The 14,404-nt window shown below is 65.2% G+C and carries 11 protein-coding genes and 1 riboswitch; of the genes, 7 read left to right on the top strand and 4 right to left on the bottom strand.

Translation table 11 applies throughout. The features are described 5' to 3' along the window. Positions 1 to 5: 5 nt before the first annotated feature. From PQ627_RS12965 to PQ627_RS12955, 3 genes are all read right to left on the bottom strand, one after another. Positions 6 to 530, bottom strand: a complete 525-nt coding sequence (locus tag PQ627_RS12965; RefSeq protein WP_144661558.1) for a SixA phosphatase family protein — start codon at positions 528 to 530, stop codon at positions 6 to 8. A gap of 93 nt (positions 531 to 623) precedes the next feature. Next, entirely contained in the window at positions 624 to 1,490 is an 867-nt protein-coding gene (locus tag PQ627_RS12960; protein WP_274261595.1) for a winged helix-turn-helix domain-containing protein, read from the bottom strand. Positions 1,491 to 2,053: 563 nt separating this feature from the next. Beyond that, complete coding sequence (locus PQ627_RS12955) at positions 2,054 to 2,986, bottom strand: hypothetical protein (protein WP_274261593.1); 933 nt, start codon at positions 2,984 to 2,986, stop codon at positions 2,054 to 2,056. A 200-nt stretch (positions 2,987 to 3,186) separates the two neighbouring features. Here PQ627_RS12955 and PQ627_RS12950 point away from each other — a divergent pair, with 200 nt between their 5' ends. From PQ627_RS12950 to PQ627_RS12920, 7 genes are all read left to right on the top strand, one after another. Further along, entirely contained in the window at positions 3,187 to 3,927 is a 741-nt protein-coding gene (locus tag PQ627_RS12950) for a response regulator transcription factor (protein WP_144661555.1), read from the top strand. A gap of 3 nt (positions 3,928 to 3,930) precedes the next feature. Continuing rightward, positions 3,931 to 5,430, top strand: a complete 1,500-nt coding sequence (locus PQ627_RS12945) for a sensor histidine kinase (protein WP_274261591.1) — start codon at positions 3,931 to 3,933, stop codon at positions 5,428 to 5,430. A gap of 132 nt (positions 5,431 to 5,562) precedes the next feature. Beyond that, positions 5,563 to 5,721, top strand: a riboswitch (cyclic di-AMP (ydaO/yuaA leader). A 5-nt stretch (positions 5,722 to 5,726) separates the two neighbouring features. Further along, positions 5,727 to 6,584, top strand: coding sequence for a hypothetical protein (locus tag PQ627_RS12940; RefSeq protein WP_274261589.1), 858 nt, complete (start codon positions 5,727 to 5,729; stop codon positions 6,582 to 6,584). Positions 6,585 to 6,715: 131 nt separating this feature from the next. After that, positions 6,716 to 8,071 carry a glycosyltransferase gene (locus PQ627_RS12935; RefSeq protein ID WP_274261587.1) on the top strand — a complete coding sequence of 452 codons (1,356 nt, stop codon included), beginning with the start codon at positions 6,716 to 6,718 and terminating at the stop codon, positions 8,069 to 8,071. Then, complete coding sequence (locus PQ627_RS12930; protein ID WP_274261584.1) at positions 8,068 to 10,143, top strand: glycosyltransferase family 39 protein; 2,076 nt, start codon at positions 8,068 to 8,070, stop codon at positions 10,141 to 10,143. The genes PQ627_RS12935 and PQ627_RS12930 overlap by 4 nt, the downstream gene beginning before the upstream one ends. Before the next feature lies 1 nt (position 10,144). Then, positions 10,145 to 12,172 carry an ArnT family glycosyltransferase gene (locus PQ627_RS12925; protein ID WP_274261582.1) on the top strand — a complete coding sequence of 676 codons (2,028 nt, stop codon included), beginning with the start codon at positions 10,145 to 10,147 and terminating at the stop codon, positions 12,170 to 12,172. A gap of 42 nt (positions 12,173 to 12,214) precedes the next feature. Continuing rightward, a complete protein-coding gene (locus PQ627_RS12920) occupies positions 12,215 to 12,961 on the top strand; it encodes a MerR family transcriptional regulator (protein WP_274261580.1) in 747 nt (248 codons plus the stop codon). Positions 12,962 to 12,972: 11 nt separating this feature from the next. Here PQ627_RS12920 and PQ627_RS12915 read toward each other — a convergent pair whose 3' ends face one another. Beyond that, positions 12,973 to 14,364 carry a pyridoxal phosphate-dependent decarboxylase family protein gene (locus tag PQ627_RS12915; protein ID WP_274261578.1) on the bottom strand — a complete coding sequence of 464 codons (1,392 nt, stop codon included), beginning with the start codon at positions 14,362 to 14,364 and terminating at the stop codon, positions 12,973 to 12,975. Positions 14,365 to 14,404: the final 40 nt, after the last annotated feature.

The following is a 14,404-nucleotide window of genomic DNA, read 5'->3' as shown; positions in this document are numbered from 1 at the left end:
CGGCGCTAGTGCCGGGGCACCGTGAAGTGCGTCAACCGGGCATCCTGCCCATCGAGCTCCGCCCAGGACTTCTCTGTCTCCATGACTGTCAAGGCACTGGTCGGGTACCGGGTGGCGGCATCCATGTAGGCGTCGTGGTCGGAGTCGCGGGAAGCCAGGTGCATGGCGAGGTCCTGAACGCCCGGCATGTGCGATATCACCATCAACGTTGTCACGGTGTCAGGAACGTGGTTGATCACAGTCAGCATCCGGTTGGCCGAGGCGGAATACAGTCCGTCCTCGAGCTTGGGCGTGGGTGCCTTCTCCCCCAGTTCATCGCACACCCAGGTACACGTCTGCCGGGTCCTCAGGGCAGAAGAACAGAGGATGAAATCGGGGACTACGCCGTGCTTGAGCAACCATTTCCCGGCGAGCGGCGCTTCGCGATGACCACGCTCCTCCAAGGGACGCTCGTGATCCGGCACGCCCACAGGCCAGTCCGCCTTGGCATGGCGCATGATCACGAGTCGCTTGATGTGGTGGTCGCTCATGCAATAACCCTATAGCCGCGAAGGCACATGCTCACTGGCCGGACAACGCGAAAGCGCCCGCCCTGGAGGGCGGACGCTTTCGCAGTCAAAAGATCAGATCGAGTATTCCGGAGCGGCCCAGACGATGACCTCGGGGTGCTCGTAGAAGCGGTAGCCCTGCCCGCGGACCGTGCGCACGGTGTTGGCCAGGCGGCCCAGCTTTGAACGGAGGCGGCGGATGTGGACGTCGATGGTGCGCTCGTTCGGCACTTCTTCGGCGTTGCGCCACAGGCCCTCAAGCAATTCATCGCGACCGACGGTGCGCGTGCCGTTTTCAACCAGGTAGTTGAGGAGCTCGAACTCCTTGAAGGTCAAGTTCAGCGACTCACCATCCAGGTGTACCTCGCGGCGGGCAAGATCGATCAGCACGCCGGAGGGGCGGGCTTCCTGCTGGGGCGCCGGACGCGGAGCTTCAGCGCGCTGGCGGGAGGCCACGGTGGGGTCGCCGAAGGTGGAACGTACGACGTCGAGGGCGGAGCCGGGTGCCCCGGCGGGGGCGACGGCGACGGCCGCGTAGCTCTCGGCACCGGTCACCAGGGACTGCGCATAGGCGCGGATTTCCTGGGCGAGCTTTGCAATGGAAGTTCCAGCCGCGGCCGCAGTCTCTTCGTCAATGCCCATGTAGAGGACGAAGCCACGGGCCACGTTGTCGTTGGCAACGGGGCGCAGCCTGTCCGAGTGTGCGATCACCGGCGTGGGGGCGGTAACGGGTGCCGGCTCGGTGGTGGGTACTGCACGCAACTGGCCGTAGGAGTTGGGGTTGTAGCCCTGGGGCACGTAGCCGGGAGCCTGCTGGCCGGCACCCTGCGAAGCAGGAGAGTAGCCCGGGCGGTTGCCGAAGCCGGGGCGGAGCCCTGCGTTCGATGCGGCCTTGTTGGCGTTACGGACGGAGATGTGGACGTATCCGGATGCAACTGACATGGAGTGCTTACCTCAAAAGTGAATAGCCGTCATCGCGGCTTCGAATGCTGAATGTCCCCGCAATGAGTTTGGGGAGGGGCGCCCAACGCTGGGCTAGGGGGCGAATGCCTGAAACTTCTTGGGGTGGAAAGTTAGGCTTGCATTCGACAACAGCGGTCATCATGGCCAGCGGGTGTGCTGGACCAGGTTGCTGCGGCTGCAGGTGCTGTTGAGTTCTTGTTCACATTGGAAGTGTGCAACGTAACAAAGGCAACACGCAAGTAACAAAGCTCAGAACCGTCCACATTTTGAGACGTAGAGGTCTATTGTGCGGCAAATCACAATTCCGCGGACTCCTGAAATGAACGCCATGAGATTCGGCGTGTGGAAGAAATATTCGCCTTCCAGTGAATTTTCTTCGGCTGATGAGGCATCATTCGCACCTTAAGGAACGGCAACGCTTTCCCTGCGGAATCTCACGATCTGAAACATTTGTTGTCCAATCGGCGCCGGGGCCGATCTCGATTTTTTTGGCCGCGATCTGTTAAAAGCGATGAAAACGGGCGCGGCAAGCGCCCGTTTCCTCAGGACGTCGTCCCTGAGCCGGACGTGGAGCCCTGCCCCGTGGACGACGTTGCGGTGGTCAGCCGCACGGAGGTCGCATCGTAACTGTCCCCGCTCTTGGAGGCCGTGACCCGGACCGTGGCACCTGACGTGATGTCGGCTACGGTGAGGCTGCTGGAGGTGCTGCCACGCTGCCTCGTACCTTGCGCAACCACTGTGTCCGAGCCGAGGACGTATGTCCGCGTGAATCCATCGGTGCTCTTGACGGTCAACGAGTTCGAAGAAACCTCGCTGACAACTCCCAATTGATCGGCCATGGACACGTATTCGTTGTCGCGGAGAATGACGTATTCCGAGTGGATGGCGGCGTTCAAGCCCCCTCCGAACCCATCCGGTGCCATTCCGCCCATCTGACCGGGCATCTGACCGGGCATTCCCTGGCCGGTTCCATCTTGCCCTGTTCCGCCCGGCCCCAGTCCCTGTCCGGGCACTGCCTGGCCCTGCTGTCCACCCAATCCACCGGCCTGACCCAAGGGAACGTTGGCAGCATCGGCAGAGCCTGCATTGCCCAGTGAGTAGAAGCCGGCGGCGGTGCCTGCCGCTACCACCACGGCAACACCGGCCACTATCAGCGTCCTCTTGACGCTCCACCGGTTCTGCGCGCCTGTCTTGTCCTTGCCTGCAGGCGCCGACCCCCATCCGGACCCCGACGTTTCCGACGACGGCGCGCCCCACCCTGCCGACGGCCCGTTGTTGCCGGGCTGGCTGCTTTGGTTCTGGCCGGGTTGAGGCTCTCCCCAGCCCCAAGATGATCCGGGGTTGGGCGCGGCAGTTTGGGCAGGCTGCGGCCATGCGGCTTCGGCCGGCCGGTTGGCGGGAGTCGGTCCCTGCTGCGGCTGCGGCCCCGGGGTGCGGGAAAACTGCTGGTTTTCGGGGTATTTCTGCTCGCTCATGGTGGTCTCTCTTGTCTGTGGATGTCCGAATACGCCCAGCGTCGGTGCCGTGGCTGTGCGGAAGCTGTGTTGGGGAGCAGTTGCTCCTGTGACCTGAGAATTCCTGTGTGTGCGGACTCCCACCTCGCTAGTGTTGACTTCACAGGGTCCTCACAGGAGCGGCTCAGCGCCGGCAAACCAGCAGAATGGAGAGTTGTCACATGGCATCCCCGCACTCCATGACAAACAACCTTCCCCAGCTCACGCACCCCGACGGCTCGCCAATCCGCGCCTTGGTGGTCGATGACGAGCCGAGCCTTGCCGAACTCATGAGCATGGGCCTCCGCATGGCCGGCTGGTCAGTAAGCGTGGCCGCTGACGGGCCCGAAGCCGTCAAGGTCGCCAAGGAATTCCGCCCTGACGTCCTGGTGCTTGATGTGATGCTCCCCGGTTTTGACGGCGTGGAAGTCCTCAACCGGATACGAGCCTTCGCCCCGGAAGTGCCTGCCCTGTTCCTGACAGCCAAGGACGCGGTGCAAGACCGCATTGTGGGTCTGGCGGCCGGAGGCGACGACTACGTCACCAAGCCCTTCAGCATGGAGGAAGTGCTGCTCCGCCTGCACAGGCTGGTCCAGCGCTCGGGTGTCGCCGCGATGGACACCGCCGAGCTCGTCGTGGGTGATTTGACCCTGAACGTGGACACCCGGGAAGTGACCCGTGCCGGGGAGGACATTGCGCTGACGGCAACCCAATTCGAGCTCCTGCGCTATCTCATGGAGAACCCGAAACGGGTTGTCAGCAAAGCCCAAATCCTGGACCGGGTGTGGGACTACGACTTCGGCGGCCAGGCCAACATCGTCGAACTCTACATTTCCTATCTCCGCAAGAAGATCGAAGCGAACCACCCGCCGATGATCCACACCGTTCGCGGAGCCGGCTACGTCATCAAACCTGCGGACTAGGCCTTGAGCACACTCTCGGGGATTGCCAGGAGCCCGCAGCACAGTTGGCTCAATCCTTCCACATGGCATCTACGTACGCGTTTGGTCCTGGTGGCCATGGCTTTGCTGGTGGCCATTTGCGGCGCAGTCGGGCTGGTCAGCTACGCCTCGATGGACATGGTTTTCAACAAGCAGCTCGACAGGCAGCTGGAGCAGGCGTCGCGCCGCGCTGACGACTTCGGCAGGCCGCCGTCGAGCTTTCCGAACTCGCCGACAGGACGCCCGGACCCGCTGGAGGCCCGCGGGCAGGCGGCCGGTACGTTGAGCGCCCGCATCGATGGATCAACGGTGCGCAGCTCCGGGCTGATCGACGCCGGGGGCAACCGCGTTTCCTTGTCTTCCGCCGACGAGCAGGTCCTCCTGGCGCTGCCGACGGGGGACCGTCCCGTGGACCGCTCACTGTCCAACGGCGACTACCGGCTCATGGCCGTCAAAACCAATTACGGCGACGTGATCGTCACGGGCCTGCCACTGGCGGACAAGCAGACTGCGGAGGCTTCGCTGGTCTGGACCATGGTGCTGGTGTCACTTGGCGGCCTGGTGGTGATCGGCCTGGTGGGAACTGTGATCATCCGTCGCACCATGCGGCCCCTGGAGCAGCTCTCCGAGGTCGCCACCAAGGTTTCGCGACTGCCTCTCGACGCCGGCGAGGTGGCACTTGCGGTGCGTGTACCGCCGTCGGCCTCCCATCCCGGGACTGAAGTTGGCAGCGTAGGCCACGCCCTGAACCAGATGCTGAACAACGTCGCGAGGGCGCTGGAGGCCCGCCAGGAAAGCGAGACAAAAGTGCGGCAATTCGTGGCCGATGCCTCGCACGAACTGCGGACGCCGCTGACGGCCATCCGTGGCTACACCGAGCTGCTGCGGATGACCGAGAACTTCACCGACGACGGCAGGAAGTCCTTGGCCCGGGTCCAGAGCCAGTCCGAACGCATGACGACGCTGGTGGAGGACCTGCTGTTGCTGGCAAGGTTGGACGAAGGCCAACCGGTGAAGGTCACGGACGTGGACCTGACGCAGTTGGTGATCGAGACCGTAAGCGACGAGAAAGTCATGGCCCCGGACCACATCTGGCAGCTGACCTTGCCGGACGAACCGATCACGGTGCGTGGCGATGCCACGCAGCTGCATCAGGTATTGGCCAATCTGCTCTCCAACGCCCGCAAACACACCGATCCCGGAACAACGGTGGTCACCGGCGTGATGCTCTCGGCAGACGGCAGCGCAGTGGTTACCGTAACGGACAACGGGCCGGGCATTCCCGGAGATTTCCAGGGCAGGATTTTCTCCCGGTTCGCCCGCGCCGACGCCGCAAGATCGGGGTCGGAAGGGACCTCCGGCCTGGGCCTGTCAATCGTCGAGTCCATCGTCGAAGCCCACGGCGGAAGCGTGGAGGTGACGTCCAAACCCGGGCGGACGGAGTTCGCCGTCCGGCTGCCGGTCGCCATCAGCAACCGCACATAACGAAACCGGCAAGGCGACTCACCGGCGTCGTGATCTCTGTTACCTAAATGTGACTTCTGCGGAATCCTCCTGTACCGTCGAAAGGGTGGGTCGCTCAAAAGGGCCCGCATCCGGGATGCGCCGAGCTCTGCCACTTCCCGGAGTCCGTTCTTACTCCGAGGCAGAGACGGGGGACCCAGAGTCTCCGGGCCCAGGCATTTGCCGGCCCTTGGGGTGAAGCCGCAGCGTGACGCGCGGCCGGATGACCTCATCCGAACCCGACAGCTAACTCCGCAGGCGCTGAGAGGTAATCACACATGTCTGAACTTAACGATCAGACGCGCCCTTCCGCGCGTCACCGCGACCAGAACGACTCCCCGTTGAAGAAGTCGCAGACCGTCCTCAAAAAGGCCGCCCGTGAGGGCAAGTCCGGCAACCGCATGCCCGTAGTGGCCGGCGTTATTGCCGCCGCACTGGGTGTTGCATCCCTGGGAACAGCCGCCAACGCCGCGCTTAGCCTTCCCGAGGCAAGCCGCGTTGCCGAGACCCGGACCGCCGCCGAGGCCAGCAACGCCAAGGCCGCTGAAGAAGCCGCCGCAGCCAAGAAGGCCGCTGACGAAAAGGCTGCTGCCGCCAAGGCCGCCGCTGACAAAGCAGCAGCTGACAAGGCTGCAGCCGACAAAGCAGCAGCTGACAAGGCAGCTGCCGACCAGGCCGCCGCTGCACAGGCAGCAGCTGAGAAGGCCGCTGCCGACCAGGCCGCAGCAGAGAAGGCTGCCGCTGACGCAGCCGCCAAGCAGGCAGCCGACGCCGCTGCTGCCGCCGCCGCAGAAGCCGCAGCCGCCGCTGCAGCCCCCAAGGCTGTTGACGACCCCGCTGCTGCCAAGGCCTATGCTGCCAGCATTCTGGGCAGCTACGGCTGGAGCGCCTCTGAGATGACGGCACTGAACACGCTGTGGGAGAAGGAATCAGGTTGGCGGACCACTGCCACCAACGCTTCCAGCGGTGCCTACGGTATTGTCCAGTCGCTTCCGGCCGGCAAGATGGCTTCTGCCGGTGCGGATTGGCAGACCAACTACCAGACCCAGATCAAGTGGGGCCTGAACTACATCAAGGAACGCTACGGCTCCCCGTCAGCTGCCCTGGCCTTCCACCTGGCCAACAACTGGTACTAAGCCAAGAGTTTCCTGAAAAGCCGCTCCCGTCCGGGGGCGGCTTTTCGCGTGTAAAGGGCCCTGCGCACTTACACAGTCGCATCACAGCTTCCGCCTAAAGCCCTCACAATCGGCGGCCCCACTGTGAATGCATGACGCTCATAGATCCCGCCACCAGTGCGCTGCCGAACCCCGCCCATGCGGGGCGCTTCGCCGCTCCTGCCTTGCCCCACCGGCAGCCGCGGCGCTCTCCCGTGGACACGCGGACCACGGTCCCTGTCCTGGACGTCACCATTCCCGTCCACAACGAAGAGACCGACCTCGAGGAATGCCTGCGCCGCCTGCACGGCCACCTGGTGGAGACGTTCCCGCATACGTTCCGCATCACGGTGGCGGACAATGCGAGCACGGACAACACCCTGAAGATCGCCGAGCGTCTGGCCCGCGAGCTCCCTGAAATCGGCGTCATGCGCTTCGAGGAAAAAGGCCGCGGCAACGCCCTGCGCCAGGTCTGGCTCGCCTCACAGTCCCCGGTGCTCGCCTACATGGATGTGGACCTTTCCACTGATCTGGCCGCCCTGGCGCCCCTGCTGGCTCCACTGATCTCAGGCCACTCAGACCTTGCCATCGGTACACGTCTGTCCCGCAACTCCCGCGTGGTCCGCGGGCCAAAACGCGAGTTCGTCTCCCGCAGCTACAACGTCCTCCTGCATACGCTCATGGGGGCCCGGTTCTCCGATGCCCAGTGCGGCTTCAAGGCCATCCGGGCAGACGTCGCCCACAGGATCCTCCCGCACACCCTGGACAACGCCTGGTTCTTCGACACCGAACTCCTGGTCCTTGCCGAGCGCTGCGGCCTCCGTGTCCATGAAGTCCCCGTCGACTGGACGGACGATCCCAACTCAAGTGTCGACGTCGTACGAACCGCCGTGGCCGACCTCCGCGGAATGGCGCGACTGACGCGCGACCTCGTCACCGGCCGGATCCCCATCCCGGAGCTGCGCGCGGCACTGGCCCGCGGTCCGTTGCCGGCGTCGTCGCGGACCTCCGAATCGACCCCGCGCGCCAGCCTGTTCGGGCAATTGGTGCGGTTTGGATTCATTGGCGCTGCGTCCACGGTGGCTTACCTGCTGATCTTCCTGCTGTGCCGTGGATTCATGGACCCGCAGCTGGCCAACTTCCTGGCTCTCATCGTGACGGCCGTCGCCAACACGGCCGCCAACCGCCGCTTCACGTTCGGCATCCAAGGCGGCAACCATGCCCGCCACCACTTTGAAGGCCTGATCGTCTTCAGCATCGGCCTGGCCCTCACCTCGGGCGCGCTGGCCCTGGTGCATGGAACCACGACGCCGGACCGCTGGCTTGAGGTGGCAACCGTAGTTGGCGCGAACCTCGCCGCAACCGTCGCACGGTTCCTGCTGTTCCGCCTGTGGGTGTTCCGCCGCCCCGCGACACCAGCCCCTCGCCCCGAGGGTTCCGACACGACCACAGAGGTGGCAGCGAAATGATTACAGCCCTCCAGCCAAGCCATGCCGTTGACGAACCTGTGAAGTCCCCGGAAACACCGACCCGCTTGCAGCGCCTCGCTTTCGGGCAGCAACCCCGTTGGGTTCGTCCGTCCGCCGCCGGGCTGCTTGTGGGGACCGCGTTCCTCTATCTCTGGAATCTTGCCGCAACGGGATACGGCAACTCCTTCTACGCAGCAGCTATCCAGGCCGGCACCAAGGACTGGACCGCGCTCTTCTTCGGCTCGCTCGATGCCGGCAACGCCATCACGGTGGATAAGCCGCCGGCGTCCCTCTGGATTCCGGCCTTGGTGGGCAGGATCTTCGGCTTCTCCCCTACCAGCATGCTGGTTCCTGAGGCACTCATGGGGGTCGCCGCCGTCGGGCTTCTGTACCTGACGGTCAAGCGCGTATCCGGCCCCGCGGCAGGGCTCCTCGCCGGCGGCGCGTTGGCACTGACACCTGTTGCTGCCTTGATGTTCCGTTTCAACAACCCCGACGCCATGCTCACGCTGTGCCTGGTCCTGGCCGCGTACCTGACGACCCGCGCCATTGAAAAGGCCGGCTGGAAATGGCTGGCCGCGGCAGGGGCAGTGGTTGGCCTGGCGTTCCTTACCAAGATGCTCCAGGGTTTCCTGATTGTTCCGGGCCTGGCACTTGCTTACCTTTGGGCCGCTCCCACAACTCTGCGCCGCCGGCTAGTGCACCTTCTTGCAGCGGGCGCGGGCATCGTGGCCGTAGCGGGTAGCTACATTGCGATCTTCCAGCTCACTCCGGCCTCGGCCAGGCCCTACATGGCCGGCTCGACGGGCAACAGCTTCCTGGAACTCACCTTCGGCTACAACGGGCTGGGGCGGATCACCGGCTCGGGTGAAGGCGGTGCCGGTGGTGGCATGCCCGGCGGTTCCACTGGCGGCCTCGCCGGTGGGCCGGGTGGCGGTTTCGGCGGCGGCGGCTTCGGTGGGGCTGCCGGCCTGGGCCGGATGTTCGGAACCAGTTTCGGCGGTGAAGTCTCCTGGCTCCTGCCCGCAGCGTTGATCCTGCTGGTGGCCGGGCTGTGGTTCACCCGTCGCGAAGCCCGCACTTCGCGAAGCCGCGCTGCCCTGCTGATGTGGGGTGGCTGGCTGATCGTCACCGCGGGCATCTTCAGCTTCATGAGCGGCATCGTCCACCCTTACTACGCGGTAGCACTGGCCCCGGCGATTGCCGCCCTGATCGGGATCGGGTGCGTCGAACTCTGGCGCGGCAGGGCCTCGTGGATGGCGCGGATCGTGCTGGCAGTGGTGGTGCTGGGCAGTGCGCTGTGGTCCGCAGTGCTCCTGGGCCGGGACGCCTCATGGCTGCCGTGGCTGCGGATCGTCGTGGTGGTCCTTGGTGTCCTCGCAGCAGCGGCTCTCCTGCTTCGTGTGGATCAGCTGGGTGTCTCCAGGCTTAAAGGTGCCCTGAGGCGGCTGCCTGCTGCCGCCGTCGTCGTGGTGTCGTTGCTCGCCGGAGGGCTGGGAACCGGGGCGTGGACAGTGGCCACTGCGGCGACTCCGCACTCAGGCTCCATCCCGACGTCGGGACCTTCCGGCGCGGCCAGCGGCGGCTTTGGCGCCCGGGCAGGACTGGACGGCAGGAACCGCGACTTTGGCGATGCGGAGAACGGCCTCGGCGGGACGCCCGACCCAACAGCCAACGACTTCCCGGGCGCCGGAGGAATCGGTGGCGCCGGAGGATTCGGCGGCCCCGGCGGCGGGAGCACCGCGAACGCCGAGCTGACGGCATTGCTCAAATCCACCACCACCAAATGGTCGGCCATTGTCTCCGGAGCCACCCAGGCAGCTGACCTGGAACTCGCCACGAACACCAGCGTGATCGCCCTCGGCGGCTGGAACGGCGGCGACCCCTACCCCACTCTGGCCCAGTTCCAGGACATGGTGGACAAAGGCCAGATCAGCTATTTCATCTCCGGCGGCGGAATGGGTGGCGGTATGGGCGGCCGTGGCGGCAACTCCGAGGTCGCTGCCTGGGTAGCGGCCAACTACCAGGCTCAAACCGTCGGCAGTACCACCGTCTACAAGCTGGTGGGCTGACATGACCACGTACTTCAAACCGCTGACCGAACCAGCAGGCCAGGCGAGCGCGGCACCAAGCCGTCTGGCATCACGAAGCGGGGCCGTACGACGCAGCAACCCCGGCCCCGTCCGGCACCGCTTGGAACTCACGGCAGTCCTTGTGGGAACTGCGGTCCTGTACATCTGGGGCCTCGGAGCCTCCGGCTGGGCCAACGCGTTCTACTCCGCTGCAGCCCAGGCCGGCTCGCAGGACTGGACAGCGTGGTTCTTCGGTTCCTCCGACGCAGCCAACTCCATCACCGTGGACAAGCCTCCGGCGGCACTCTGGATCACTGGGCTGTCCGTCCGATTGTTCGGCTTGAACTCCTGGAGCATCCTGGTTCCGCAGGCCTTGATGGGGGTGGCCACCGCCTGGATCATGTACCTGGCCATCCGCCGGGCAGCGCTCCCCGCCACGGACAACCTTCGCTTGGCACACCGCGCCGGCCTCCTGGCCGCCGCGGTCCTGGCTCTCACCCCCGTTGCCACGCTCATGTTCCGCTTCAACAACCCGGACGCTTTGCTTGTCCTGCTGATGACCGCAGCGGGTTACGCCGTGGTCCGCTCCATCCAGGACCGGAAACTGCGATGGCTCATCCTTGCCGGGGTATTCCTTGGTTTTGGCTTCCTGGCCAAGCAGCTGCAGGTCCTCCTGGTGGTTCCGGGCTTCGCGCTCGCCTACCTTGTTTCGGCCCACCCCAAGCCGGGCAAGCGGGTACTCCACCTCCTCGCGGCAGGAGGCGCGATGGTGGTGTCGGCTGGTTGGTGGATTGCCGCCGTCGAACTTGTCCCCGCGAACCTGCGGCCATATATCGGCGGGTCGCAGAACAACTCAATCCTCGAACTGACGTTTGGCTACAACGGCTTGGGCCGACTCAACGGCGACGAGACCGGCAGTGTGGGCGGTGGCGGCAACGGGTGGGGCACCCCGGGCTTGCTGCGCATGTTCGGCACGGAGTTTGGTGGCCAGATCGCGTGGCTCATTCCGACCGCGCTCATTCTTGGCGGTGCCCTCTTGTGGTTGGGCCGCCGCGCGCCGCGAACCGACGTGGTCAGGGCCTCGGTCATTGTGTGGGGTTCGTGGCTGCTGGTGACCGGCCTGGTGTTCAGTTACATGCAGGGCATCATCCATCCCTACTACTCAGTGGCACTCGCTCCGGGAATTGCCGGGCTGGTGGGCTTGGGCGGTGTGCTGTTGTGGCAGCGGCGCCAGCAACTCCCTGTCGCCTTGCTCCTTGGGGCGTCACTGCTGGCTGCGGGGTTCACGGCCTTCGCCCTCCTGGGCCAAGCCCCGACGTTCCTGCCGTGGCTGCGGTGGGTGGTGATTCTTGGCACCGTGCTTCTGGCCGCCGTCGTTGTCCTGACCGGCCGCTGGCGCTGGGTCTGGTTGACGCGTACGACGGCGGGACTCGCCGTCGCCGTTGGCCTCGCCGCGCCGCTGGCCTACTCAGTGGCGACCGCCGCAGTGCCGCATACAGGTGCGATCGTGAGCGCAGGTCCGGCCACGGCCGGATTCGGTCCCGGTTTCGGCCGCAACGCTTCAGCGCAGGGAGTTCGGAGGCCCGGCGCGCAACAGGGCACGGGTCAGGCGCTGGGCGGGCAAGGTTTTGGTGGTGGCGGTTTGAACGGTGGCGGGCAAGGCGGCGCCATGGGCGGCCTGCTTGGTGCCACCACCCCGTCGTCCGAACTGGTGACCGCTCTCAAAGCCGACGCCGGAAACTACACCTGGGCGGCCGCCGTCGTGGGTTCCAACAACGCGGCCGGCTACCAACTGGCCACCGGGCTTCCGGTCATGGCTGTCGGCGGGTTCAACGGAACGGACCCGTCACCGACGTTGGCGCAGTTCCAGCAACTCGTGGCCGACGGGAAGATCCACTACTTCATCGGAGGCCGCCTCATGCAGGGCAACGGCGGTTCGGACGCTTCCAGTGAGATCGCGGCTTGGGTGGCCGCGAACTATCAGGCGCAGACCATTGGTGGAACCACGGTGTACGAGCTTCGGGGCTAGGGGCTTGCACCTGACGTAACGTCAGGAATTAGCGTGGTTCCCATGACGGGAACACCAGGGAACGGTCCGTGGAGCATCGGGGAACTGGCAGCAGCGTGTGGTGTCAGTGTTCGAACCCTGCACCATTACGACCAGATCGGGCTGCTGTCCGCGAGTGAACGGACAGCAGCCGGACATCGGCGTTATGGCGAGGACGATGTTCGGCGGCTCTACCGAATCAAGGCGTTACAGATGCTGGGCCTTCCTCTGGCCTCCATTGCTGACGTGCTGGACAGCCCCGAAGCTTCGCTTCATGGCCTCTTGGAGCAGCAGTTGGCCCAGGTCCGCGAACATGCCCGACAGGTTCGCCTGCTTGAGGACCGGTTGGGCGACTTATTGGCCCGGATGGACGGACCCGCCATGCCCACCCCGGAACAGTTCATGACGACATTGGAGATGATCACCGTGTACGAACAGCATTTCACCGCGGAGCAGCGGCAACAGCTTGCTGACAAGCGCCAAGAGCTCGGAGCCGCAAAAATTGAGGATGCCAAGCAAAAGTGGGCGGCATTGGTCGAAGAGGGCCTGGCCTTCGCCCGCAGTGGCACGCCTGTCACCGACCCTGCAGTGCAGGAGTGGGTGCGCTCATGGGATGGAATCGGCGCCATGTTCCATTCGTCCGACGACACCAAAACCGCAGCCCGGGCCGCCTGGCAGGAAAACAGCCAAGCCATCAGCGCCGAGCTACCGTGGAGCCCCGAGGATCTGGCAGGTCTGATGGGCTATCTGGCAAATGCCCGGGCGCAGTAAGGAGCCGGCCGCTACTGCTCCGGCTCTGCCTCCACGGCACCACGGACCGCTGCGATGGACGCCGCAACGTCTCCGGCGTCCGTGCTCCAGTTGCTCACCGAGATTCTGAGGATCTCCCGGCCCCGCCAAGACGAGCCGGACATCCACACCGCGCCTTCGGCCATGAGACGTTGGGTGATCCTGTGGGTGCGGTCGTCGCTGCCGAAACTCACGGAGACTTGGGTGAACACCACGTCATTGAGGACTTCGACGCCGGGAATCGCGGCCAGGCCTTCCGCCAACGCCCGCGCGTTTGCGGCCAGCCGCTCCACCATGGCGATCACCCCGGACCGGCCCAGTTGCCGCAAAGCAGCCCACACCGGGATGCCGCGTGCCCGGCGGGACATCTCGGGAACCTTCTCCAAAGGGTCACCCAGTCCCGTTTCGCTGGCAATCAAATAGCTGGTGTGGACGCTGAAAGCGCGGCGCAGGGACTCCGGCCGCGAGACGATCGCCAGTCCGCAGTCATAGGGGACGTTGAGGGTCTTGTGGGCATCCGTCGCCCAGGAGTCGGCCTCCTCTACACCGGCCAACCGCTGCCTTAAAGTCGGGCTCACGGCAGCCCACAGACCGAAAGCACCATCGACATGGACCCACGCTCCACGGTCGTGGGCAACCGCGATTGCTTCTTCCATGGGATCGAAAGCGCCGGAGTGCAGGTTCCCTGCCTGCAAACACACCAAGGACGGGCCCGGCTGCTCATCCATGGCTGCTGCCAGGGCGTCGGGGAGGATACGGCCCTCGTGGTCAGCATCAACAGGAACGCAGGCACCCAAACCCAGGTACCGCAGCGCAAGGTCCACTGCGGCATGGCGTTCTCTGCCAGCGAAGGTGGTGATCCTCGGCCCGCCGTTCAAGCCCAACGACTCAAGGTCCCAGCCGGCTTCGTCCATCAGGTACTGCCGTCCCGCTGCCAACCCCACGAAGTTGGCGGTGGTAGCGCCAGTAGTGAATCCGACGTCGGCTGTTGCGGGAAGGTGAAGAAGGTCCAGGAGCCAGGCAGCCGCTGATTCCTCGATGGCAGCTGCCGCAGGCGTAGCGAAACGAAGTCCAGTGTTCTGGTCCCACGCCGAGACCAGCCAGTCGGCGGCCATGGCCGCGGGCAAGGTGCCGCCCATGACCCACCCGAAGAAACGGCCGGACTGGATCGCCATGAGGCCCGGCTCAGCCAAAGCTGCGAGCTCATCGACCACCTCGGCGGCATCGGTGGCCTCATCAGGGAGGCGCTGCAGGATACTGCCGGCCACCTGATCGGCGTCGGAGGAAGGACGGACAGGACGAGTGGGCACTGACGTGAGCCAAGCACCGGCGTGGACCATTGCCCGTTCCAATGCAGCCCCGTAAGCCTCCGGCATCGCAGACATGCGCACAGCGTACTCCCGGTTTTCCGGCGGGAACAGACCG

Source organism: Paenarthrobacter sp. AB444, from assembly GCF_028736865.1.
Lineage (GTDB): Bacteria > Actinomycetota > Actinomycetes > Actinomycetales > Micrococcaceae > Arthrobacter > Arthrobacter nicotinovorans_B.
Note: the sequence above shows the minus strand (reverse complement) of the source record. Positions and strands in the feature narration are given on the sequence as shown.